16 protein-coding genes are annotated in these 23,119 nt (G+C 69.5%); 8 read left to right on the top strand and 8 right to left on the bottom strand.

Annotated features, from left to right (window positions below):
- Positions 1-36: 36 nt before the first annotated feature.
- Positions 37-1,098: a sigma-54 dependent transcriptional regulator gene (locus N5D48_RS20085; RefSeq protein WP_279887462.1), complete on the bottom strand. Its 1,062-nt coding sequence runs from the start codon at positions 1,096-1,098 to the stop codon at positions 37-39.
- Between the two features lie 328 nt (positions 1,099-1,426).
- On the opposite strand from N5D48_RS20085, the gene N5D48_RS20080 reads away from it, so the two are divergent.
- The 5 genes from N5D48_RS20080 to N5D48_RS20060 all read left to right on the top strand — a co-directional run bounded on the left by N5D48_RS20080 (position 1,427) and on the right by N5D48_RS20060 (position 9,227).
- Positions 1,427-2,494 carry an ABC transporter substrate-binding protein gene (locus tag N5D48_RS20080; RefSeq protein WP_279887460.1) on the top strand — a complete coding sequence of 356 codons (1,068 nt, stop codon included), beginning with the start codon at positions 1,427-1,429 and terminating at the stop codon, positions 2,492-2,494.
- 15 nt (positions 2,495-2,509) lie between these two features.
- Entirely contained in the window at positions 2,510-3,733 is a 1,224-nt protein-coding gene (locus N5D48_RS20075; protein ID WP_279887459.1) for a lipase family protein, read from the top strand.
- 15 nt (positions 3,734-3,748) lie between these two features.
- On the top strand, positions 3,749-4,948 hold the full coding sequence (locus tag N5D48_RS20070) for an LLM class flavin-dependent oxidoreductase (protein ID WP_279887458.1): 1,200 nt from the start codon (positions 3,749-3,751) through the stop codon (positions 4,946-4,948).
- A gap of 4 nt (positions 4,949-4,952) precedes the next feature.
- Positions 4,953-6,506, top strand: coding sequence for an ABC transporter substrate-binding protein (locus tag N5D48_RS20065; protein WP_279887456.1), 1,554 nt, complete (start codon positions 4,953-4,955; stop codon positions 6,504-6,506).
- A gap of 162 nt (positions 6,507-6,668) precedes the next feature.
- Positions 6,669-9,227 (top strand): TonB-dependent receptor plug domain-containing protein, encoded by a 2,559-nt coding sequence (locus N5D48_RS20060; RefSeq protein WP_279887455.1) that lies wholly within the window; start codon positions 6,669-6,671, stop codon positions 9,225-9,227.
- Between the two features lie 369 nt (positions 9,228-9,596).
- Here the strand turns inward: N5D48_RS20060 and N5D48_RS20055 are convergent, their stop codons facing one another.
- Genes N5D48_RS20055 through N5D48_RS20025 form a run of 7 tightly spaced genes read right to left on the bottom strand, consistent with a single transcriptional unit; the run spans position 9,597 to position 17,848 of the window.
- A complete protein-coding gene (locus N5D48_RS20055) occupies positions 9,597-11,381 on the bottom strand; it encodes an ABC transporter ATP-binding protein (protein ID WP_279887453.1) in 1,785 nt (594 codons plus the stop codon).
- The gene (locus N5D48_RS20050; RefSeq protein ID WP_279887451.1) at positions 11,378-12,205 is read right to left on the bottom strand and encodes an ABC transporter permease; all 828 of its coding nucleotides are present in this window, start codon (positions 12,203-12,205) and stop codon (positions 11,378-11,380) included. The genes N5D48_RS20055 and N5D48_RS20050 overlap by 4 nt, the downstream gene beginning before the upstream one ends.
- Positions 12,198-13,277 carry an ABC transporter permease gene (locus N5D48_RS20045; RefSeq protein WP_279887449.1) on the bottom strand — a complete coding sequence of 360 codons (1,080 nt, stop codon included), beginning with the start codon at positions 13,275-13,277 and terminating at the stop codon, positions 12,198-12,200. Before N5D48_RS20045 ends, N5D48_RS20050 begins: the two co-directional genes overlap by 8 nt.
- A complete protein-coding gene (locus N5D48_RS20040; protein WP_279887447.1) occupies positions 13,270-14,826 on the bottom strand; it encodes an ABC transporter substrate-binding protein in 1,557 nt (518 codons plus the stop codon). The genes N5D48_RS20045 and N5D48_RS20040 overlap by 8 nt, the downstream gene beginning before the upstream one ends.
- 10 nt (positions 14,827-14,836) lie before the next feature.
- Positions 14,837-16,024, bottom strand: coding sequence for an LLM class flavin-dependent oxidoreductase (locus tag N5D48_RS20035; RefSeq protein ID WP_279887445.1), 1,188 nt, complete (start codon positions 16,022-16,024; stop codon positions 14,837-14,839).
- Between the two features lie 30 nt (positions 16,025-16,054).
- Positions 16,055-16,786 (bottom strand): class II aldolase/adducin family protein, encoded by a 732-nt coding sequence (locus N5D48_RS20030; RefSeq protein ID WP_279887443.1) that lies wholly within the window; start codon positions 16,784-16,786, stop codon positions 16,055-16,057.
- 15 nt (positions 16,787-16,801) lie between these two features.
- Positions 16,802-17,848, bottom strand: coding sequence for an ABC transporter substrate-binding protein (locus tag N5D48_RS20025; protein ID WP_279887441.1), 1,047 nt, complete (start codon positions 17,846-17,848; stop codon positions 16,802-16,804).
- Between the two features lie 303 nt (positions 17,849-18,151).
- Here N5D48_RS20025 and N5D48_RS20020 point away from each other — a divergent pair, with 303 nt between their 5' ends.
- The 3 genes from N5D48_RS20020 (at position 18,152) to N5D48_RS20010 (ending at position 23,102) form a co-directional block, all read left to right on the top strand.
- Positions 18,152-19,384, top strand: a complete 1,233-nt coding sequence (locus tag N5D48_RS20020) for an acyl-CoA dehydrogenase family protein (RefSeq protein WP_279887440.1) — start codon at positions 18,152-18,154, stop codon at positions 19,382-19,384.
- Between the two features lie 111 nt (positions 19,385-19,495).
- Positions 19,496-21,277: an ABC transporter ATP-binding protein gene (locus N5D48_RS20015; RefSeq protein ID WP_279887439.1), complete on the top strand. Its 1,782-nt coding sequence runs from the start codon at positions 19,496-19,498 to the stop codon at positions 21,275-21,277.
- Complete coding sequence (locus tag N5D48_RS20010; RefSeq protein WP_279887437.1) at positions 21,270-23,102, top strand: ABC transporter ATP-binding protein; 1,833 nt, start codon at positions 21,270-21,272, stop codon at positions 23,100-23,102. Before N5D48_RS20015 ends, N5D48_RS20010 begins: the two co-directional genes overlap by 8 nt.
- The last annotated feature ends 17 nt before the right edge of the window (positions 23,103-23,119 follow it).

Below are 23,119 nucleotides of genomic sequence, written 5' to 3'. Positions count from 1 at the left end.
ACAGGAATCGTGTATGGCTGTCATTTGCCACCCCACTCAGCGCCCTCCGAGTTCCCCGATCTTCTCCAACCGCGCCCGCACGATATTGCGGCTGATGTTCAGCAACCGTCCGGTCTGCAACTGATTGCCATGGCAATACCGGTAGGCCGCCCGGAACACGGTCTCTTCGATATGCTCGTACAGGTCCGGGATGTTCTGTTCGAACAATGCCAGCAAGGCGCTTTCCAGGCTCACCGGCGCCACCGCGCCCGGCGCCGGCAACCCGGCCACTTCCGGCTGCCCCAGCGCCTGCGGGCGCATGTCCACCAGGTGCAGGTCGCCCGGCGCCACCTGCTGCTGGCGGCACACCAGCAGCGCATGGTGAATGGCGTTCTCCAGCTCGCGGATGTTGCCCGGCCAGCTGTGCGCCAACAGCTTGCGCTCGGCCTCGATGCTCAGGCTGGCGCGCTCGTAGCCCAGGCGCCGGCAATGCTCCTCGATGAAGAACTCGGCCAACGGCAGGATATCTCCCGGCCGTTCGCGCAGCGGCGGCAGGCGGATGGTCGCCACGTGCAGGCGGTAGAACAGGTCTTCGCGAAAGTGCCCGGCCACCACGGCGTCGGCCAGGTTGACGTTGGTCGCCGCCACCAGGCGCACGTTGATCGGCACCGGGGTACGCGAGCCGAGCCTGACCACTTCACGCTCCTGCAACACCCGCAGCAGCTTCACCTGCATGTTCAGCGGCAGGTCGCCGATCTCGTCGAGAAACAGCGTCCCGCCATTGGCGGCCTCGAACCAGCCGGCCTTGTTCGAGGTGGCACCAGTGAAGGCGCCCTTCTCGTGGCCGAACAGCTCGCTCTCCACCAGGGTCTCGGCGAAGGCGCCGCAGTTCACCGCGACGAAAGGCTCGCGATGGCGGCGGCTGAGGTTGTGAATATGGCGGGCCACCAGCTCCTTGCCGGTGCCGGTCTCGCCGATGATGAGGGTGTTGGCTTCGCTGGGGGCCAGGCGCTCGATGCGGCTGAGCAGCTCCTGGGAGCGCGGGTCCTTGAACACGAGCACGGTGGCGCGCACGGATTTGGTCAGCTCGCGGGCATTGGGATGGGTAATCAGCGACATGGGGGCATTCCTGGCAGTGTGTGCGCGCCCTCATAGTGCATGAAACAATTTAGACCGAAAAATTATTAATAAATATTTATATATTCGATAAGTGAATATAAAAGAAACCAACCGTTGCATTGCTGCTGGAGCAGCAACCCGCCAGCAACGGCCTGCCTGCCGATCAGCACCTCGAACCGCGCGACAATACCTTCGCTGTAGCGCGTAGCCCTTGCCGCACAAGGCCTGCAGCCCTGCCAGCAGCACCCTGGCATGCATTTCGCTCCGCCCTGACAAACGCCTGGGCCGCTCAAGCACGCGGCCCGCACACTGTCGGGAGCGCAACATCATGAAAATCCTCTGCCGCCATGGCCTCGCTCTGCTCGGCCTGCTGTTGAGCCTCACCACCTGGGCCAGCGAGCCGCCCAAATCCGTGCGCATTGCCATCGTCGCCTTCACCCAGGGGGGCGTGCCGGTGTTCGGCGGCATCCCCGGGCGGGTGATCGAGGATGGCTGGCTCGCCCAGCAACTGGCCCAGCGCGGCATCAGCCTGGACTGGGTCGCCCTGCCCCACGCCGGCGCCGGTCCGCAGATCAACGAAGGCTTCAGCAACGACAGCCTGGACTTCGCCGTGCGCGGCGACCTGCCGTCGGTGATCGCCGGCGCCGGCAACGTGCCGGGCAAGCTGGTGGTGCCCGGTGGCAGCGGCAACAACGTGTACCTGGTGGTGCCGGCCAACTCCAGCGCCCGCAACATCCAGGACCTCAAGGGCAAGCGCCTGGCCCTGCACCGTGGCCGGCCATGGGAGTTCGCCTTCAGCAACTTCCTCGAAAGCCAGGGGCTGCAACTGAGCGACTTCAAGATCGCCAACCTCAACCCGCAGGTCGGCGCGGCGGCGGTATCGGCGGGCAAGGTGGATGCGGCGGTGCTGCTCAACGAAGCCTATGCCCTGGAAGACAAGGGCGTGGCGCGCATCCTCTGGTCGACCAAGCAAGGCGCCGACGACTGGCGGCTGGTCTCGGACCTGTGGGCCACCGACCGTTTCGTCGAGCAACACGCCGACCTCACCCAACTGGTGGCCACCGCCTGGGTCAAGGCCGCCTGGTGGATCTCCCAGGAACAGAACCGCGACGCCTACTACAAGCTGTCGTCCCGCGCGGGCGTGGCCGAGAGCGTGCTGCGCCGCGACGACCAGGACGACCCGGTGGCCTGGCAGGCGCGCTGGGCGCCGAAGAGCGATGCCCAGCTCAAGGCCCATTACCAGGCACTGGCCCGCTACGCCCTGGACAACCGCCTGATCCGCACGCCCTACGACATCGGCCCGGACCTGGCCACCGGCTTCACCCGCCAGGCCCTGAACGACCTGCAGCTCACCCATTACTGGCCGTCCCTCGACGCCCAGCTCAGCCAACACTGATCAAGAGATCCGCCCATGAAACTGCCCGTCTCATTCGCCCTGGGCCTGTCGGCCCTGGCCTTGTCCATCGCCGCCGTGGCCGCCGATACTTTTGCCCCCAGGCCCGACCCGCAACAGGGCGACGGCCGGGTCTCGGCCTTCTACACCTGGAGCAAGGCCATCCCGGCCACCCCCGGCAAGCTGCTGCGCAGCGAGCCGCTGGACAGCGCCCTGAGCCTGCCCAACGCCGCCAGCGCGCAACGCATCCTCTACACTTCGCTGGACGGCATCGACGGCAAGACGCCGATCGTGGTCTCCGGCGCGCTGTTCATCCCCAAGGGCAAGGCGCCCGCCGGCGGCTGGCCGGTGGCCAGCTGGGGCCATGGCACCGTGGGCGTCGCCGATATCTGCGCGCCGTCCTGGGCCGGTCGCTCGTACCGTGACGTGCAGTACCTCGACCGCTGGCTCGCCGAGGGTTATGCCATCGTCGCCACCGACTACCAGGGCCTGGGCGTGCCCGGCGGCCACCCGCTGCTGAACAACCGCATGGCCGCCTACGGCATCCTCGACGCGGCAAAGGCCGTGGTCGCCGGCGTGCCGGGCCTGGCCAACAAGGTGCTGATCGTCGGCCAGTCACAAGGCGGCGCCGGGGCCTTCGCCGCGGGCGCCTATGCGGCCACCTACGCGCCGGACCTGGGGGTGAAGGGCAGCATCGGCACCGGGGTGATCTACACCATCGGCGCGAAGAACGTCGGCGAGCAGGATGTGAACAAGGTCGACCCGGCGCTGGCCTACGGTTTCTACACCCTGCTGGCGGCGCAGCAGTACGACCCGAGCATCGACCCGCGTGATTTCTACACCGACAAGGCCCTGCCGCTGTTCGAGCAGGCGCGCAGCAGTTGCCTGTCCGCCCTGGTCAGCGATGTGGTCGGCAGCGGGCTGACCCCGGCCAATGCCAAGAAGGACTACCAGGGCGACCAGCTCAAGGCCTGGCTGGCCCAGGTGTCGTACCCCACCCTCAAACTGGCGCAACCGATCTTCATCGGCACCGGCGCCGAGGACAAGACCCCCGCCGCCAGCACCCAGGTGGCCCTGATGCAGGACGCCTGCAAGGCCGGCTCCGTGGTCCAGGGCCACCTGTACAAGGGCCTGGGCCACAGCGAGACGGTCAACGCCTCGCTCCGGGACTCGATCCCGTTCGCCCGCCAGGTCATCAGCGGCCAGCCCGTCACCCCGATCTGCAACCCCAGTGTCCAGTAAGCCAGGAGCGCGACCATGAGCCTCGAATTCTTCACCCGCCTGCCACTGCACGGCGAGACCCAGTTCCTCCCGGGCGACCCGCGCAACCGCGGCGACTGGCATGCCGGCGGCCCCAGCACCGGGGCCGTCTCGGGCTTCGCCGTGGGCGATCACTTCAGCTACATCGACTATCTCGGCCAGGTGGCCCGCGCCGCCGAGATCAACGGCTTCGGCGGCGCGCTGATGGTCAACGCGCCGACCGGCGAGGAGCCGTGGACGGTATGCTCGCTGCTGGCCCGCGAGACCCGCACGCTGAAGTTCGTCACCGCCTTCCAGCCCTACCACTACACGCCCTGGGTAGCGGTGCAGCAGGCCGCCACCTACCAGCGCGCCACCGGCAACCGGCTGGTGTGGAACATCATCAACGGCGGCTCGGACGCGATCCAGCGCCAGGTCGGCGACTTCGAAGGGCACGATGAGCGCTACGCCCGCGCCAGCGAGTTCATGGACGTGGTGCGCGGTTACTGGCACAACCCCGACTTCCATTACCAGGGCCGCTACTACAGCGCCGAAGGCGGTGGCCTGCGCGGGCCGCTGAAGAAGGCCGAGCTGCCGCTGATCTGCACCGCGGGTTCGTCCGAGGCGGCGCGGGAGTTCGCCGCCCGGCACGCCGACTTCTACCTGATGCGTGCCGAGCACCCCGACGAAATCGCCGCGCTGATCGCCGACATCCGCGCACGCGCCTTGAAGCATGGGCGCAGCGATATCCGTTTCGGCCTGTCGATCGATGTCATCACCCGCGACACCGAGGAGGCCGCGCTGGCAGAGGCCAAGCGCTTCTTCGACGAAGGCGTGGCCAAGGGCACGGCCAAGGCTCGCGCCGCCCATGCCGGGCTGCGCACCGCGCGCAAGCTGAGCTACGAGCACGAATACGCCGACCAGGGCGAAGCGCGGGCCTTCGACGACTTCTTCATCCACCCCAACGTGTGGACCGGTTTTGGCTACATCGGCATCCCGCCGGGCTGCGCGCTGGTCGGCAGCCACGCCAACGTGGTGGCGCGGATCCGCGAATACCATGCCATCGGCATCGACCTGTTCTTCCTCGCCGGCTACCCGCACCTGGAAGAGGCCTACCGCCTCGGCGAACACATCCTGCCGCATTTTCGCGACCAACGCGCCCCGCTCGCCCGCCCAGCCACCCCGCCCGTGCAGCTGCACGCCGCCAACGGAGCCTGACGCCATGGCCACGGACGGTTACCCGATCAGCCGCCGGCGCCTGCTCGGCAGCGCCGGCATTCTCGCCGGCGGCCTGCTGGCCGGTTGCGGCCCGGATGCCGCCCCGGCTGGCGCGGCATCTGAGCAACCGCGCCATGGCGGGCGCCTGCGCCTGGGCATCATCGACGGCAACCAGGCCGGCAACCTCGATGCCCACAAGCCCATCGGCGGCGGCATCGTGCGCGGCTTCGCGCTGTACAGCAAGCTATGGGAATGGGACGAGCAGATGCAGCCGCGCCTGGCCCTGGCCGAGTTCGCCGAGCCCAACGCCGATGCCAGCAGCTGGACCCTGCGCCTCAAGCCCGGGCTGGAATTCCACCACGGCAAGACGATCGACGCCGATGACCTGATCTTCTCCATCCGCCGCCTCACCGATCCGCAACTGGCCTCACCCTACGCGGCGCTGCTGCACTGGGTCGACCGCGACAACCTGGTCAAGCTCGACGCGCGCACCGTGCGCCTGGGGTTCCGCGAGGGACGCAGCTACCTGCCGTTGCCGGAAACCTGGGTGAACTTCGGCGGCATCGTGCCGGTGGACTATCACCCGGTGAGCAATCCGGTGGGTGCCGGGCCCTACAAGCTCAAGAGCTTCACCCCGGGCCAGCGCTCGCTGTTTACCCGTTTCGACAACTACTTCAAGCCCGGCAAGCCCTACGCCGACGAGCTGGAGATCATCGACTTCAAGGACCAGACCGGACGCCTGGCCGCCCTACGCGCCGGGCAGATCGACCTGGCCAACGTGCTGGCCACCGAGCACCTGCAGGTGCTGCAGGCCGACCCGCGCCTGCGCCTGCTGACCTCGGTCAGCGGCAACTGGCTGTCGTTCGACATGAACACCTCCCGCCCACCGTTCGACGACCCACGGGTGCGCGAGGCGTTCCGCCTGCTGGCCGACCGCGAGGAACTGGTGCGTCGCGCCCTCAACGGCCAGGGCCGGGTGGCCAACGACCTGTACGCACCGTTCGACCCAACCTTCGACCACAGCCTCGGGCCACGCCCCCACGACCCGCAACGGGCCGCGCAACTGCTGAAGGAGGCCGGGCAGGCAAACCTGGAGGTGGAACTGGTGACCACGCCCGGACCGGGCCTGGCTTCGGCGCTGGTACTGGCCGAACAGGCACGGCGGGTCGGGGTGACGCTCAAGGTCCGGCAGGTGGACCTGGCGACCTTCCAGGGCCCGCAGCGCGACGACTGGACCTTGAGCACCGGCGGCAGCATCGGCGCGCCGTTCCTGGCCAGCGCGATCCACACCGACGCGCCGTTCGCGGTGGCCAACAAGACCCACTTCCAGGATGCCGAGTTCAGCGCGGCGTTTCTCGCGGCCATGGCCCAGCCGGACCTCGAGCGACGCAAGGCGCTGGTGCACCAGGCGCAGCGGGTGCAGTACGAGCGCGGCGGGATGCTGATCTGGGGCTATGCCGACCTGCTCGATGGTGTCAGCACTCGCGTCGGCGGCGCGCAACCCGAGCGCTCGCTGTTCAGTACCTGGCGTTTCGAGAGTCTCTGGCTCAAGGCCTGAAGGAGATCCCCCAGACACTTGGTTACCCGCGCTAACTATGGCGTGAGATCGGATGGCGTGGGAGCGGGCTACCCCCTTGTCACCTTCACTCGAACATCAACCGCAGGCGCGGCTGCGCCCTCTCCTTTTCTATTCACACGATCAGAACGAGGCCCAGCCCCGATGCCGCGCATTGCCCTGCACCCCGCTTTCCCCCTGACCCTGCTCGCTTTGGCCAGCACCGCGCTGCACGCCGAGGACACCGTGCTGCAGACCGTCACCGTCCAGGCCGGCCAGGCCGATGACGACGCCCTGCCCACCCGGCCGCCCTCGTCGATCTACGGCGGCCTGGAAGCCAAGGTGCTCGACACCCCGCGCTCGGTCACCCAGATCAACGCCGAGCAGTTGGCCCGCGACCCGATCCGCAGCGCCGACGACCTGGTCAAGTACGCCCCCGGCATCACCCGGGGCGGTGGCCAGAACGCCGGCATCGCCCCGCAGATCCGCGGCCAGGCCTCGGAGGTGTTCCAGGACGGCCAGCGTGCCTACGGCGTGCGCCACCCGGCCAACTTCAACGCCGTCGAGGGCGCCGACATCGTCGCCGGGCCCTCGTCGGTGACCTACGGCTCGGTCAGCGGCAGCGGCGGCTACATCAACTACCTGAGCAAGAAGCCCGACTTCAATCGGTTCCGCACCCGACTGTCGGGCGAGATCGGCAGCTGGATCCCCGACGGCGAATCCCGCGACGCGAGCAAGTTCAGCATCGACAACACCGGACCGCTCAGCGACAGCCTGGCCTACCGGGTAAGCATCACCCGCCAGCGCCAGGAGGATTTCTACGACAATGTCGAGAACAACTTCGACGCCTTCTACGGTGCCCTCGCCTGGCGCAACGACAACCTGCGGGTAGATTGGAACGCCGCCTACGACGACTACTTCGACTACAACATCACCCACGGCTGGAACCGCGCCAGCCAGGAACTGGTGGACCACGGCAAGTACCACGCCGGGCGCGCCACGCCGATCATCCAGAACGGCAACACGTTGTGGTCGCCGGTGCTGGCCTCCGGCGCCAGCGATGCCCAGGTGCTCGGCTGGGTGCGGCGCCAGCGCAATGCACAAGGGCAGTACGCGGTGGTCGACGGCAGCTTGCAGGGCGTCAACCCCAACACCCAGGCCAACCCGGGCAGCCTGCGCGGCTGGGTCTACGACCCGTCGCTGGCGGGCAACGGCCTGACCTCGTTGTCGTCGCAGACCGGCCAGCGCGCCGAGGACGAGAACCGCTCGCGGCGCTTCACCACCCAACTGCGCGTCGAAGGCGAGCTGACCTCGGCCATCACCCTGGCCAACAGCACCTTCTACCAGCGCTCCACCGACAGCACCGACGCGGTCGGCGCGTTCCAGGTACAGGGCAAGGACGACATCTTCGACAACCGCTTCGAATTCCGCGCCCGAGGCCAGTGGCAGCTGGGCGACCTGACAGTGGTCGACGACAGCAACACTGGCCTGATCTACCGCCGCGAGCACAACCGCTCGATCGCCGCCAACAACAACTTCGGCTCGACCATCAACGCCTACGACCTGACCTTGGACCCGTCACTGAAGAACCCCGGTGACTTGCTCGGCCTGGCCGGCCGCAACCCCGCGGGCGGCAATGGCGCCTGGATCGGCCAACCCGGCGCGGCACAGTTCTCAAGCGTCTACGGCTGGCTCAACCTGCCGGCCATGTACCCGGCCAGGCATGGCCTGTACGCCGAGTCCGTCGCGCCCTACACCGCCGAGAGCACCTGGACCACCAAGACCCTGTTCAGCCAGCACAACCTGCGCTTCGGCGAACACGCCGGGTTGAACATCGGCGCCAGCCGCAGCTGGATCGACGCGCGCATCGACAACCCCTTCACCCTGGCCGGCGGCAACCCGCGCAAGGACGCGGACAACTACCGGCTGTTCGCGGTGCAGGTCAGCCCCTTCGTCAAGCCCAGCGACAACAGCACCCTGTACTACACCTTCGACCGCTCCCTGGCGGTGAACACCGGCTTCTTCACCAACGGCCTGGGCTGGGGCGGCGGCGCCGGAGCCAACCAGCTCAACCCGCTGGCGTTCCAGAGCCTGAGCGTGCTGCACGAGGTGGGGCTGAAGGTCGAGGCGCTGCCCGACCAGCTGTTCCTGACCCTGGCCGGCTACCGCCAGGCCCGCGACCAGGCGCCGGACAGCAACAACAACATCGCCCGGCTGATCGTCAAAGGCGTCGAGGCCACCCTGCGCTACCAGGACCAGCACCTGCGCGGGGGCCTGAACCTCAGCCGGATCAGCGCCTACAACGAGTTCACCAGCCAGGCGGGGTTCGCCTCGGCCGGGTTCATCCCCGACAACGGCACGGTGTTCGGCGACAACAACAGCCTCAACCAGCGCCCTGCGGGCCGCTTCGACGCGGTGCAGATTCCCGAGTACAACGCCGGCGGCTACGTGGACTACCGGTTCGACTCGGGCTTTGGCGTGGAGCTGTCGGGGTGGTGGACCAGCAGCTGGTACCTGAACCTGAGCAAGACCGTGAAGGTGCCCGACGAGTACAACCTGGACCTGGCGGTGTACTACCGCCAGCCGCAATGGGGGGCGACGGTGCGGGTGCTGAATCTCACCGACGAGCTGAACTTCGTCAGTGGGCTGGCGGGATCGACCAATACGTTCCTGCAGCCGATGCCGGGGCGTACGCTGCTGGCGCAGGTGGATTATCAGTTCTGAGGGGGGATCGCGTGTGGGCGGCCAGGTGCCTGGCGATAGCCTTGCAGCGCCTATGAGATCGAGCGCCGCCCGCGCGGCGCATCGCGACGCAAGGCCGCTCCTACATTTGTTTCGGGCCAGTCTCTCCAGTGCCATTACCTGGTCCGCCTTGTTGGCACGACGCGGTTTCAGCGTGGGCACCACTGCCGCCCCACCAGTCTTGAGACATGCGCCAAGGCGGGCAACCATGGCCTGACAGGTTCGGTACGTTGCAACAAATGTAGGAGCGGCCTTGCGTCGCGATGCGCCGCGCGGGCGGCGCTCGATCTCATAGGCGCTGCAAGGCTATCGCCGAACACCCCAACGACCTCAGCCCCGCAACCTGAACAATCACCTGCCCCGATGCACACTCGGCGAGTGCGCCAGCAGCGCTTGGGTATAGGCCTCCCGTGGCCGATCCAGCACCCCATCCACCGTCCCCTGCTCCACCACCCGCCCCTGGCGCAGCACCAGCACCCGATCGGCAATCGCCCGCACCACGCCCAGGTCATGGGTAACGAACAGCACCGCCAGGCCTTCGATACGCAGCTGGCGCAGCAGATCGAGGATCGAAGCCTGCACCGACACATCCAGCGCCGAGGTGATCTCGTCGCACACCAGCAAGCGGGGCTCGCACACCAGCGCCCGGGCGATCGCCACGCGCTGGCGCTCACCGCCGGACAGGCTGTGCGGATACAGCTCGGCAACGCTGCCCGGCAACGCCACCCGCGCCAGCGCCGCCTCGACCCGCTGCCGCGCCTCGGCCCCGCGCACGCCGAAGAAATGCGCAAGCGGCGTGGCCAGGGTCTGCAACACGGTCTGCCGTGGGTTCAGCGCCTGGTAGGGATTCTGGAACACGTACTGGATCTGCCGACGCACCTCGCCATCGCGCTGCCGGGCCGCCACGGCCAGCGGCTGGCCGGCATAGCGCAGCTGCCCGTGAACGTTCTCGCCCAGGCCGGCAATGGCCCGGGCCAGGCTGGTCTTGCCCGAGCCGGACTCGCCCACCAGCGCCAGGCACTCACCCGCGCCGACGCGCAGCGACACGTCGAACAGCACCTGGCGGTCGTAGGCCACATCGAGCCCCTGCACGTCCAGCAAGGCCGGCCCAGAAGGCTCGGTTGCGGCCACCTCGGCCAGTTCGCCCGGCACCTCCAACGGCGCCCGGTGCGGCAACAGACAGGCCACCTGCTGGCCGCCTTCGAGCCGCAGCAAGCCCGGCTCGATCACCACGCACTCCGCTCGCCGTCGCGGGCAACGCGGCGCGAAGGCGCAACCATCGGGACGCTGCCCAGGGGCCGGCGCATGGCCGGCGATCGCCTGCAACGGCTGGCGCCGGGCGACATCGGGAATGGCGGCGAGCAAGGCGCGGGTATAGGGATGCGCTGGGCGGGTGAACAGCGCCTCGCGCCCGGCCACTTCCACCAGGCGCCCGGCGTACATCACCAGCACCCGGTCGACCAGGTCGCGGACCACCGCCAGGTCGTGGGTCACGTACAACGCCGCCACGCCCTGGCTGCGACACAGGCGCTTGAGGGTCGCCAGCACATGGGCCTGGGTGCTCACGTCCAGGGCGGTGGTCGGCTCGTCCAGCACGATCAGCCTGGGCCGTAGCACGAACGCCAGGGCCAGCATCACCCGCTGCTGCTGGCCACCGGACAGCTGGTGCGGGAAACGCCCGAGGAAGGCATCGTCATCGGGCAGGCCGACATCGAGCAGGGTCTCGGCGATGCGTCGGCGCAGGTCTTCGCCCGAGGTCCGTGGCTGGTGGGCCAGCAAGGTCTCGCGCAACAACCGGCCGATGCGCAAGGCCGGGTTGAGCGCGGTCGCCGGGTCCTGGGCGACATAGCCGACCAGGCCACCGCGGGCCTGGCGCAGGGCCTCGCCGTCGAGTTCGAGCAACGACTGCCCCGCCACTTCGACACGCCCGCCGACGATCCTGGCGCCGCGCCGGGCATGTCGCAGCAACGCGGTGGCCAGGGTAGTCTTGCCCGAGCCGGACTCGCCCACCAGGCCGACGATCTCCCCGGCCGCCAGGTTGAAAGACACGCCAGTGAGCACATCCACCTGTCCCGCCAGTTCCACCCGCAGGTCATCGACCCGCAGCACGCTTTCGATCTCGACGGCGGCGTTCATGGCTGTTTCTCCCCGATCCGTGCGCTGGCCCGGCCGATGCCTTCGGCGAGGATGTTGGTGCCATAGGCGAACACCGCGATCAGCAGCGCCGGCGCCAGCACGGCCCAGGGCTGCAGCAGCAGGCCGGCCTGGTTCTCGTTGATCATCAGGCCCCAGTCGGCCGCTGGCGGCGCCACGCCATAGCCGAGAAAACCCAACCCCGAGAGCATGCCCACGGCCCAGGTCAGCATGTTGCCGAAGTGCACCAAAAGCGGCGTGAGGATGTTCGGCAGGATCTCGCCGAACAGGATGCGCCAGCGCGGGTAGCCCATCATCTGCGCCGCCTCGACGAACGCCTGGCCAGCCACCGTGACCGCGCTGCCACGGGCCAGGCGAATCACCCCCGGGGTGAAGGCGATGGCCACGGTGAGCACGATCAGCCACGGGGCGCGGCCAAGCATGGAGACGATCAGCAGCACCAGGATCAGGTCGGGGAACGCCAGCGACACGTCCGCCGCCCAGCTGATCGCCTGATCCAGGCGCCGCCGCGAAAAGCCGGCCAGCAGGCCCAGGCTGCCGCCCACCAGCAAGGCGATGAACGAGGCCGCCAGCGACATCCACAACACCGACAGGCCTCCACTGAGCAATCGCGACAACAGGTCGTGACCGAGAAAATCGTGGCCCAGCGGCGCCCCCGCCCCGGGCGGGCCGTACACCGGGCCGACCATCGCGGTGGGCTCGAACGGCGCCAGCCACGGCCCGCACAGGGCCAGCAGCGCCACCAGCGCGGTGATCAGGGCGCCACGGCGCACCTGGGGGTCGGCAAGCAGTCGGACATCAGTCATGGGGCGCCTCCTGGGCGGGCATGCCGCGCGGGCGCCGCCACCAGGGCAGCAGGCCGCGACGGTTGCGACGGATCAGGCGCACGCGGCGGGCGGTGCGCAGTTTGGGCGTGAGCAGCACGGTCAGCAGGTCGGCCAGCAGGTTGATCAGCACCACCGCCAGGGTGATCACCAGGACGATGCCCTGGATCATCGGCAGGTCGCGCATCTGGATCGCCGCGTTGAGGGCGGTGCCGATGCCGGGGTAGCTGAAGATCACCTCGGCCAGCAGCGCGCCGCCGACCAGCACGCGCAAGGTCAGGGCCACGCCCTGGATCGCCGGCACCAGGGCGTTGGGCAGAGTGTGGCGCCAGACGATGCGCCGCTCGGCAATGCCGCGCAGGCGCGCGGCGATCACGTAGTCCGACTCCAGCGCCTCGATCATCGCGGCGCGCACCAATCGCGCGAGATACGGCAGGCTCGACAGCGCCAGGGCGATCACCGGCAGCACCAGGTAGTGCAGTTGCGTCCACAACGGTCGCTGCGGATCGAGGATCGACACCGCCGGCAGCCAGCCCATGCCGGGCATGGAGAACAGCAGCACCAGGCCGATGGCCAGCAGGAAGCCCGGGGTCGCCTTGAGCAGGATCAGCAGCGACAGCGCCCAACGATCCAGGCGGCTGTCGCGGCGCAGTGCCAGGCTCACCCCCAGCAGCACGGCCAACGGCACCACCAGCGCCAGCACCCCGGCCAGCAGCGCCAGGGTGTGGCCCAAGCGGCCGAACAACAGCGTGGCCACCGCCACCTGGGAGTCCAGCGACACGCCCAGGTCGCCGCGCAGCGCGGCGCCGAGCCAGCGGGCGTACTGTTCGAGCAGCGGCCGGTCGAGGCCCAGTTGCCGCTGCAAGGTGAGGATGCTGTCCAGCGGCGCGTCGGGGCCGAGGATCACCCGCGCCGGGTCCGAGGGCAGCGCCTGGGTGGCGATGAACACCACCAGACTGATGACCCAGGCGGTGAGCAGGCCCTGGCCCAGGCGGCCGAGGAACCAGGCCAGCCAGGCCGGCGTGCGGGGTGGGCGGTGCAGGTGGTCAGGCATGGTTCAACCAGAGCTCGTCGAAGCGCCAGGAGGCGAAGGTGGTCTGTTCGGGAGTGAGGCCGCCGACCCGAGCCGATGCGGCATCGAGCACGTCGCTGAAGCCCCAGATCAGCAGGCCACCGCGTTCGTGCTGGATGGCCTGGGCCTCGTGCACCAGCGCCCGGCGCAGGGCCAGGTCGGGCTGGGCCAGGGCCTCGCGGAACAGCGCGGCGAAACGCGGATCATGGAAGTTGCTGCGGTTGTAGATGGCCTGGGGCGCGTCGTTGTGCAGGCCGGAGGCAAGAAAGCCACGGGCCGGCGTCGAGCCCGGCGACAGCTGCCACTGTTCACGCTGCGGGCCGTTGAACAGCGAACTGTCGACCTGGCTGACCTTGACCTGCACGCCGGCCTTCTGTGCCTGCTGGGCGAACACCAGCGCGGCGTTGACGCCTGAACCTGCAGGCGTGGTCAGCTCCAGGCGCAGGTCGGCCTGGCCGGCCTGGCGCAGCAAGGCGCGGGCCTGGTCCAGATCGTGGGGACGCTGGGCGATGGCGTGGTTGTAGGTGGGATCGTGGGGCGAGTACAGGTCGTTGGCCACCCGGCCGAAGCCACTGAGCCCCCGGGCCACCAGCTCCTGGCGATCGACCAGCAGGCGCAGGGCCTGGCGCACCCGCACATCCTGCAGCGGCGCCTTGGCCAGGTTGAGGTTGAAGCCGGTGAACGAGGTGGTCGGCGAGGCGTACAGGCGCAGGCGCGGGTCGGCCTTGAGCAAGGCGCTGTGCTCGGCCTGCACGCCGCTGGCCACGTCGATCTGCCCGGCGCGCAAGGCCGCGGCGCGCGACACCTGGTCCTTGAACTCGATGATCTCCAGCTCGTCGGCGTAGGGCTGGTTGGGCTTGTAGTAGTTTTCGAAGCGGCTGTAGAGCGAGCGCTGGCCGGGGATGAAGCTTTTCAGCCGGTAAGGGCCAGCGCCCACCGGGTTGCTCACCGGGTGGTAGTCGGTAGGCACCACGCCGCCGAAGCTGATCAGCGTTTCGTCCAGCGGGAAGAAGCCCTGCCCTTGCTTGAAACGGATCTGCACGGTGCGCGCGTCCAGTTTGCGCAGGGCCTGGCGGTCGATGGCGCCTACCAGGCCGGCGAACGGCGAGGCCAGTTGCGGGTCGGTCAGGCGCAGGATCGAGAACAGCAGGTCGTCGGCGCCCACGGTCTTGCCGTGGTGGAATTCCAGCCCAGGCTTGAGGCGAATGGTCCAGGCACTGGCGTCGGCGTTGGGCTCGGCGAACTCGGCCAGGGCCAGGCGCGTGCTGACGTCGGCGTTCCATTCCCAGGGCTTGGCGTACAGCGCCCAGCCACGGATGATGCCGCCGCCCACTGGCTTGTGGGCATCCAGGTTGCCCGACTGGTCGCCATCGATGATGCCGACGCGCAGACGCCCGCCACGGACCGGTGTGCTCGACGGCGCAATCAGCCCTGCGGCCGGCGTCGCACCGTCGCAGCCGCCGAGCAGCAGGCCGCCGCCGACGGCCAGGCTGGTGCCAAGAAAACCCCTGCGGGTGAACAGCTCGCTCATCGCGCCGCCCTCATGCCGGTTCGACCACGGTCGCTTTCGCCACCACGCCCAGGCGCGGCACCTCGAAACCGTGGTCCAGGTCGAGCAGCGGGAACAGCAGGTCGGCGACCCGCTGCGCCTCGTCGATCAGCGGGAAACCCGAGAGGATGAACGCCGAGGTGCCCTGCGCCTCGTACTCGCGGATGCGCTCGGCGACCTGCGCGGCGCTGCCGACCAGGTAGGTGCCGGCGGCAGGGCCGAGGATGTTGAAGCCGAACAGGCTCGGGCCGAGCCAGACGTTAGGGTGGATCTCCAGGTCGCGCGCGGCGGGCAGGCGGCCGGCGCGAATGCTGTCGAGGTTGCGCTGGGTGCGCGGGTCGTCGCTGACGAAGGTCTCCAGGGTTTCGCCCGCTGGCAACTGGCGCTCGATGGACGCACGGGCGGTGGCCAGCGAGGTGCGCTGCAGCAGTTTCTCGGCGTGGGCCCAGGCTTCTTCCTCGGTTTCACGGACGATGACCTGCAGGCGCGTGCCGTAGGTCAGCTCGCGGCCGATCTTCGCCGCCTCGGCGGCCACCCGGCGGAACTTGTCGCCGAGCTTCTGCGGGGTGTCGGCAAAGCTCAGGTAGACATCGAGCAGTTGCACCGAATGGGCCACGCCTGCGGTCGAGGTCCCGGCGCCCCATAACGGGATGCCGGGCTTCTGCTTCGGTGGATGCCAGCCGCCCAAGGGGTGACTGGCCGCCGCCGGCGCCCGTGGCGCGAGCTTGACGTAGCGCCCGGCGTAGCCGTCGGTGTCGCCGGCGTAGAAGCCCTGGAACGCCCGCCAGTACTCGAGGCTGAAATCGTAGCGCTCATCGTGCGGGTAATGCACGCCGAGGGTGGCCAGGCCCGCGTCGTTGCCATTGACCACGTTGAACAGCAACCGGCCATTGGAAAACTGGTCGAAGGTCAGCGCCCACTTGGCCAGCACCGCCGGCGACAGCTCGCCGGGATGCTGGGCGACGAGGAACTTCAGGCGCTCGGTGGCATCGATCAGCGCCGCCGACACCGCCAGGCTCTCGTTGGGGCTGGAGCCGAGCAGCGAGCCGTAGTAGCCCAGCCGGTCGGCCGCCACGGCCAGTTGCTTGAGATGCTGGAAGTCGGTACGCCAGCGGCCCTCGGGCTCCCAGGGATAGGGGCCGTCGGGGGTGGTGAGGTACCAGAGGATCTTGACCGCCATGGGCGTGCTCCTTGCGCGAAAGGTGGGGGATCAGTTGCGGCGGTCGATGCCGGGCACCAGGCCCAGCTCGCTGGCGCGCTCGTACAGGCCGCTCATCTTCCACTGCTGGGTGAGCACGCCCGGGCCATAGGGACGCGAGCCGCCGAGGGCGTCGGCGAGCAGCTGGATCTGCGCGCCCTCCTCCAGCAGCAGGATGAATTCGGCGGTGGCGCGCAGGCCCTGCTTGCCCCACACGGTGGCGCCGCCGTTGGCTTCGAGAATGGCCAGGTTGAATGGGTTGGCGGCGATCTGCTCGAGGATGAAATCCACCTCGGCCTGGCGGCGGTCGATGTACACCGGCAGCTCGCGGGCCAGCTGGTAGCGCTGCACCGGCACGTAGTGGAACGGCAGGCTGCGGTGGGTCTGGGCCCAGGCGCCGAGGTAGGGGCTGTGCACGTGGGACACGGTGGTGATGTCGGCGTGGCTCTGGAACAGCTTGGTGTAGCGGCCCAGTCCTCCCTTGCCCTTGCCAAGGATGACATTGCCGGCGAAGTCGCTGACCGTCGCCTCCAGCGGCTTGCCGTGGTTCCACGGGCCGCCGTAGTTCACCGACACCAGCAGCTGCTCGCCGGGCACCCGCTCGATGAAGCCGACGGTGCCGTTGGCGGTGATGGTGCGGGTTTCGCGGAACACGCTGAAGGCCGTTTCGGCCTCGGCCAGCACCTGGTCGGTGAAGGCTTGCAGCTCGGCGGTGAGGGGGCGTTCGTTGATCAGTACGGTCATGCTCGGTCTCCGGTATCAGGCGCGGCGCTGGGCCAGCAGGTCGTGGGCGGCTTGCAGGGGGCGGTGGTCGACCCAGTCGGCGAGGTCGAAGTCGCGTTCCAGGAAGCCATGCAGGTTGAGGAAGGTCTTCTGGGTGTCGAGGAAGGCCAGGCGCTGGGGCGACAGGTCCGGTGCCAGGGTGGTGTGGAAGTCGCCGCGATAGGCGTCGGCCACGCCCTGGCTGCCGGCGCGGGTCTCGTCCTCGAGGATGGCGTTGAGCGCGTCGCGGTTGCCTGCGGCCCAGGCGGCGGCACGCAGGGTCTGGGCGAGGAAGCGCGTCACCAGGTCGAAGTGCTCGTCGAGCAGGCGCTGGTGCACGGTGATCGGCCGCGGCGTGCCGTTGTTGATGCGATGGCGCGGGTCAGGCAGGGCATCGAGGTCGATGCCCACCACCAGGCCCAGGCGGCGGGCGGCATCGGCGGCGGCGGCGCCCTTGACGTACACCGCGTCCACCTCGCCGCGCACCAGCGGATCCAGCCCCGACCACAGCCGTTGCAGGCCCAGTTGCGGAGTGCCCGCGTCGTGCGGGTCGTGCAGCGCCACCTCCACCAGTTGCACGTCATCGAAGCCCAGGCCGGCCGAGGCCAGCGCGCCTTTGTAGCCGTGCAGGCTCATGGCCCGGGCGATGCTGCCGGGGCGGTCGGCGCCCCAGGCCGGCAGGGCCAGGCGCTTGCCGCGCAGGTCCTCGGGGCGGCGGATGTTGCTGTCTGGGCGGACCAGGATGGTCTGCCATTCCTCGATCCAGGTCAGGCCGATCAGCCGCGTTGGCGCACCGGCGGCGCGGGCGGCCAGGGCCGGCAGGTTGCCGCCCTCGCGGAACAGGCCGGGAAGCTGGTGATCGTAGTGGTGATGGCCGAGCTGGCGGGCCTCCTGCAGGGTATCGATGGGCAGGCCGTCGGCGGCGAATTCGTCTTGCAGCCAGCCGAGCTTGTAGGCGATGCCCGAGGCGGTGGGCACCGGGCAGCGGGTGAACCAGAGGCGCTCCAGGGTTTCAGGTTTGGCAGTGGCTTGAGGGAGGGTCATGGGTGGCTCCTTGGACGTCGTGCAAGGACCATTGCAGCGCCCGTGCCAAGGGCTGGCATGCCCGGAACACGGGGCTTTGCGCTGATGACCAGGGTGGCGATTGCTGGCCAGGATGCAGGATTGCGGCGCGGGTGTTGCCTGATCAGCAGAAACCGCGACCAGGGGTGTTGCTGGAGCAGCAAGGGTGCGCTGAACGCCCGGTACTGCGGGGACTTCAGGGCTGTGGCAAAGAAGTTGCTCTGGCGTTTGCAGGTATCGCGGGGCAGGCCCGCGATGGGCCATACACTGCCATCGAGGTAACCCATGACCACCATCGAACACCCGCCAGCCCGGCGCATCACCCATGAAGCTGAAGCCATCGACATCGCCCGCCAGGTTGGCGGCGAAATCGCCGCCCTCGCCGCCGACCCAGGCAACAACCGGCAACTGCCCCGCCGCCAGGCCGAGCTGCTGTCGAGCAGCGGCCTGACCGCCATCGGCGTGCCAACGCAGTTCGGCGGCCTCGGCGCCTCGGTCGCGACCATCGTCGAGACCGTGCGCCTGATCTCCAGCGCCGACGGCGGCGTCGGCCAGCTGCTGCAGATCCACAACGTGATGCTGCGCGGCGTGCTCGGCGGCTACCCCGACGAGGTCCGCGACCGCGTGCTGGCCGATGTGCTGGCCGGCAAGCGCCTGGGCAATGCCCTGGCCGAGGTCGGCGGCAAGAACAAGTTCGCCCTCAAGACCCGCGTCGAACGCCGCGCCGACGGCAAGCTGGTGCTCAACGGCAGCAAGTTCTACTCGACCGGCGCCTACCTGGCCGACTGGATCTCGCTGACCGCCGCCAGCGAGGACGGTGGCGCCGGCGTGCTGCTGCACCGCGACACCCCCGGCCTGACCCTGGTCGATGACTGGGACGCGTTCGGCCAGCAGCACTCGGTGAGCGGCACGGTGAAGTTCGACGAGATCGTCCTCGACGAGCGCTTCGTCACCTTCCGTAGTGGGCCGATGAAGCGCACCGGCCTGACCTTCCCGCAGATCCTCCACGCCGCCATCGACAGCGGCATCGCCGCCGGCGCCCTGCAGGCGGCGGTGGACTACCTGCGCGAGCACGCCCGGGCCTGGGTCGAGAGCGGCGTCGAACGGGCCTGCGACGAACCGCACATCATCCGCCAGGTCGGCGAGTACGCAGTGGCCCTGCGCGGCGCCGAGTCGGTGCTGCGCGAGGCGGCGCGGGTATTCGACGCCCATGAGCGCGACCCGGCGGACAAGGCGCTGGAGGATGAGCTGATCCTCTCGGTGGCCACCGCCCGGGCCCATGCCGACGGCGCGGCGCTGAAGATCGCCAGCGACCTGTTCTCGCTGCTGGGGGCCAGCGCCTCGCTGAGCAAGTGGAACCTCGACCGCTTCTGGCGCGACGCCCGCGTGCACACCACCCACGACCCGATCCGCTGGCGCCTGCACAACGTCGGCAACTATTACCTCAACGGGGTGGATCCGGGGGAGTACACGGCGGTGCTCAATGCCAAGCAAGCGCAAGGCGCTACACGTCGCTGACGCCATCGCGGGGCAAGCCCGCTCCCACGCCAGACCTGCAACGACACAATCGGCGTGGGAGCGGGCTTGCCCCGCGATGAGGCCCGCCCCACCACCAGACCCGAGCCCTGCATGACCTCCAGACACCCCCTCCTGCGCGCCCTGGCCATCTACCGCGAGATGCCCTGGCGCTTCACCCTGGTCACCACCCTGTACATCGCCGGCAACCTTGGCCTGGCCTGGCAGCAATGGCTGATCGGCCACGCGGTCGACGATGTCGGCGCCGGCCGCGCCGTCACCCGCCTGGTCGACGGCAGCCTCGACGCCAGCCTGGGCTGGCACTGGCTGTGGACCCTGCTGGCCATCGCCCTGGCCCGTGGCTTGCTGCAGTACGCCGCCGCGGTGCTGTCGCTGGTGCTCAGCCAGGCCCTGCTGACGCGCCTGCGCGAACGCATTCTCGAACAGGTCCAGGCCCTGCATCTGGGCTACCACTGGCGCCATGGCATGGGCGAATTGGTGACTCGCACCACCCGCGACGCCGACAAGGTGCGCGATGCGCTGATCACCTTCTGGCGGCAGATCGTCGAGACCCCGCTGGTGCTGCTGGCGGCGGTCGGCCTGCTGGCCTGGTACGACCCGCTGCTGGGCCTGGTGCCGTTGCTGCTGACCGGTGCCGGGCTGTGGCTGTTCGTGCGCCAGACCGAACGCCTGGTCGGCCTCGACCGGGCCGTGGCCACGGCCTACGACCAGGTCAGCCAGGACCTGGCCGAAGGCATCGGCGGCGTGCGGGTGATCAAGGCGTTCGGCCTCGAGGAGCGGCGCATCGCCCGTTTCGCCGAGCAGGTGACGCTGTTCAGCGGCCATGCCCGCGCGGCGCTGGCCTACGCCAGCTCGCGCATTCCCCTGCCGCAGGCGGTGGTCGCCCTCGGCCATGTGTGGATCCTGGTCTACGGCGCCCACCAGGTGGCCGCCGGGCGCCTGGGCATCGGCGAGCTGGTGACCTCGCTGCTGGTGGGCACCACCCTGGTGTTCCGCATCGAAGGCATCGGTCGGGTCATGCAGACCTTCGCCGACGCCCGCGCCAGCGCCGAACGCATCTGGCAACTGCTCGACGAGCGCCCCGCCATCCGCAGCGGCCAGGGCGCGCTGCCAGCGGGGCCGCTGGGCCTGACGCTGGAGCAGGTGCGCGTGGCCGCGCCGCAGGCCGACCGCGACCTGCTGCACGGCTGCTCGCTGCAGCTGCGCCCCGGCGAGGTGGTGGCGCTGGTCGGCGCCACCGGCAGCGGCAAGAGCCTGCTGGCCAGCCTGCTGCCGCGCCTGGCCGAGGTGGATGGCGGCAGCGTGCGGGTCGGCAACGACGCCCATGGCTGGCACGATGTGCGCGATCTCGACCTGGCGGCCTTGCGCCGCCGGGTGCAGGTGCTGCCCCAGGAAAGCTTCCTGTTCTCCGACTCGCTCGCCGCCAACCTGCGCCTGGCCGCGCCCGAGGCCAGCGACAGCGAGCTGCGCGAGGCCCTGCGCCAGGCCGCCGCCGAGGATGTGCTGGAGCGCCTGCCCCACGGCCTGGACACACCGCTGGGCGACCGTGGCGTGACCCTGTCCGGCGGCCAGCGCCAGCGCCTGTGCCTGGCCCGCGCCCTGCTCGGCGCGCCCGACATCCTGTGCCTGGACGACGCCACCAGCGCCCTGGACGCCCAGAGCGAGCGCCGTGTGCTCGACAACCTGCGCCGTCAACGCAGCCATGCGGGCCGTGCGCCGACGCTGCTGTTGATCACCAGCCGCCTGTCCACCCTGCTGCTGGCCGATCGCGTGCTGCTGCTCGACGGCGGGCGCATCAGCGCCAGCGGCAGCCACGCCGAGCTGACCGCGAACAACGCCCACTATCGCGACCTGCTGGGGATCGAACATGGCTGAAAGCGATATCGACATCGAACAGCGCCTGGCCCGCCAGGCCCTCGACCGCGGCATGCTGGGCCGCCTGCTGCCGCTGCTGCGACCGATCCGCGGGGCGATCCTGAGCGTGATCGGCCTGGAGCTGCTGCTGGTGGTCACCGTGTTCCTGCGGCCATGGTTCGTCCGCGAGCTGCTCGATCGCGGGCTGATCCAGGACGCCGGCCACTGGCTGCTGGACGAACGCCTGGTGCTGTGGCTCGGCCTGGGCCTGGCGGCCAGCTGGCTGGGTCGCTTCCTGCTGGCGGGCGTCTCGCAGTTCATTGCCGGCGGCGCCGCCATCGGCGTGCTCAACGCCCTGCGCGTGCAGGTGTTCGCCCATGTCCAGGCGCTGTCGGTGAGCTACTTCGACCAGACCCGCGCCGGGCGCATCATCGCCCGCGCCGACCGCGACGTCGACGCGCTGGAGCCATTGCTGGTGCAAGGCCCGCCGGAGCTGCTGGGCGCCCTGCTGCGCTGCGGCCTGGCCGGGGTGATGCTGTGGCGCATCGAGCCGAGCTTCTTCTACAGCCTGGCGGCCACCGTGCCGCTGCTGGCACTGGCCACCTGGCGCTTCAAGCGGGTGTCGCAGCGCAACTGGGCCAAGGTCGCCGAGCAGCGCAGCCGCTTCACCGCGCACCTGGTCGAGAGTGTCAGCGGCGTGCGCCTGATCCAGCAGTGCGGGCGCGAGGCCAGCAACCAGCGGCGCTACCGGCAGCTGCTGGAGGCCTTCAACCAGGCGCTGATCCACGGCAGCCTGCGCACCGGCTGGTTCGCGCCGTTCACCGCGCTGCTAGGCACGGCGGGCATGGCCGTGCTGTTGCTGGTGGGCGCCTTCGGCCTCGCCGAAGGCCGGGTGAGCGTCGGCCAGGTGGCCGAAAGCCTGTTCTACGTGTTCCTGTTCCTCGGCCCGCTGCAGGAGCTGTCGGACCTGTTCGAGCGCTACGCCACCGGCAGCGCCTCGGCGCAGCGCATCTTCCTGCTGCTCGACACCGGCGCCCAGGTGCTCGACCCCGCGCAACCTCGGGCACTGGGCCGGGCCCGTGGCCAGGTGGACTTCGAGCAGGTCGGCTTCGCCTACAACGCCAACGCCCGCCCGGTGATCGACGGGCTCGACCTGCATATCCCGGCGGGCGAAGTGCTGGCCATCGTCGGCCCCTCGGGGCATGGCAAGAGCACCCTGGTGCAGTTGCTCACGCGCTTCTACGACGTGCGCCACGGCGCGGTGAAGCTCGATGGCATCGACCTGCGCGAACTGGCCCAGCACGACCTGCGGCGCAACGTCGGCGTGGTGCTGCAGGACAACGTGCTGTTCAGCGGCACCCTTCTCGACAACCTGCGCCTGGCCCGACCCGGCGCCGACGATGGCCAACTGATCGCCGCCGCCCGCGAACTGGGTGCCGACGAGGTGCTGGAGCGCCTGCCGCTGGGCTATCACACCGAAGTCGGCCCGCTGGGCAGCCACCTGAGCCACGGCCAGCGCCAGCTGGTGTGCCTGGTGCGCGCCTACCTCGCCGACCCTGCGGTGCTGGTGCTCGACGAAGCGACCTCGGCGGTCGACGTGCACACCGAGCGGCGCATCCAGCAGGCACTGCGCCGGCTGTGCCAGGGGCGCACGGCGATCATCATCGCCCACCGCCTGGCGACCATCCGCGACGCCGAGCGGATCGCCGTGGTGCGCCATGGGCAGGTGGTCGAGCTGGGCCGGCATACCGCGCTGGTGGAGGCCGGAGGAGTGTATGCCGGGTTGTACGCAGCGTATCTGCGCAGTGCCGGGGAGCAGGTTGGCGGAGCCACGCAACCCGTGTAGGAGCGGCCTTGTGTCGC

The organism is Pseudomonas sp. GD03858, assembly GCF_029840925.1.
Lineage (GTDB): Bacteria > Pseudomonadota > Gammaproteobacteria > Pseudomonadales > Pseudomonadaceae > Aquipseudomonas.
Note: the sequence above shows the minus strand (reverse complement) of the source record. Positions and strands in the feature narration are given on the sequence as shown.

Excerpts from the sequence above, each read along its gene's own strand:
- N5D48_RS20015 (WP_279887439.1), top strand. The coding sequence starts at position 19,496 with ATGACCTCCAGACACCCCCTCCTGCGCGCCCTGGCCATCTACCGCGAG.
- N5D48_RS20025 (WP_279887441.1), bottom strand. The coding sequence starts at position 17,848 with ATGACCCTCCCTCAAGCCACTGCCAAACCTGAAACCCTGGAGCGCCTC.
- N5D48_RS20040 (WP_279887447.1), bottom strand. The coding sequence starts at position 14,826 with ATGAGCGAGCTGTTCACCCGCAGGGGTTTTCTTGGCACCAGCCTGGCC.
- N5D48_RS20050 (WP_279887451.1), bottom strand. The coding sequence starts at position 12,205 with ATGACTGATGTCCGACTGCTTGCCGACCCCCAGGTGCGCCGTGGCGCC.
- N5D48_RS20065 (WP_279887456.1), top strand. The coding sequence starts at position 4,953 with ATGGCCACGGACGGTTACCCGATCAGCCGCCGGCGCCTGCTCGGCAGC.
- N5D48_RS20020 (WP_279887440.1), top strand. The coding sequence starts at position 18,152 with ATGACCACCATCGAACACCCGCCAGCCCGGCGCATCACCCATGAAGCT.
- N5D48_RS20080 (WP_279887460.1), top strand. The coding sequence starts at position 1,427 with ATGAAAATCCTCTGCCGCCATGGCCTCGCTCTGCTCGGCCTGCTGTTG.
- N5D48_RS20010 (WP_279887437.1), top strand. The coding sequence starts at position 21,270 with ATGGCTGAAAGCGATATCGACATCGAACAGCGCCTGGCCCGCCAGGCC.
- N5D48_RS20075 (WP_279887459.1), top strand. The coding sequence starts at position 2,510 with ATGAAACTGCCCGTCTCATTCGCCCTGGGCCTGTCGGCCCTGGCCTTG.
- N5D48_RS20060 (WP_279887455.1), top strand. The coding sequence starts at position 6,669 with ATGCCGCGCATTGCCCTGCACCCCGCTTTCCCCCTGACCCTGCTCGCT.
- N5D48_RS20070 (WP_279887458.1), top strand. The coding sequence starts at position 3,749 with ATGAGCCTCGAATTCTTCACCCGCCTGCCACTGCACGGCGAGACCCAG.
- N5D48_RS20085 (WP_279887462.1), bottom strand. The coding sequence starts at position 1,098 with ATGTCGCTGATTACCCATCCCAATGCCCGCGAGCTGACCAAATCCGTG.
- N5D48_RS20055 (WP_279887453.1), bottom strand. The coding sequence starts at position 11,381 with ATGAACGCCGCCGTCGAGATCGAAAGCGTGCTGCGGGTCGATGACCTG.
- N5D48_RS20030 (WP_279887443.1), bottom strand. The coding sequence starts at position 16,786 with ATGACCGTACTGATCAACGAACGCCCCCTCACCGCCGAGCTGCAAGCC.
- N5D48_RS20035 (WP_279887445.1), bottom strand. The coding sequence starts at position 16,024 with ATGGCGGTCAAGATCCTCTGGTACCTCACCACCCCCGACGGCCCCTAT.
- N5D48_RS20045 (WP_279887449.1), bottom strand. The coding sequence starts at position 13,277 with ATGCCTGACCACCTGCACCGCCCACCCCGCACGCCGGCCTGGCTGGCC.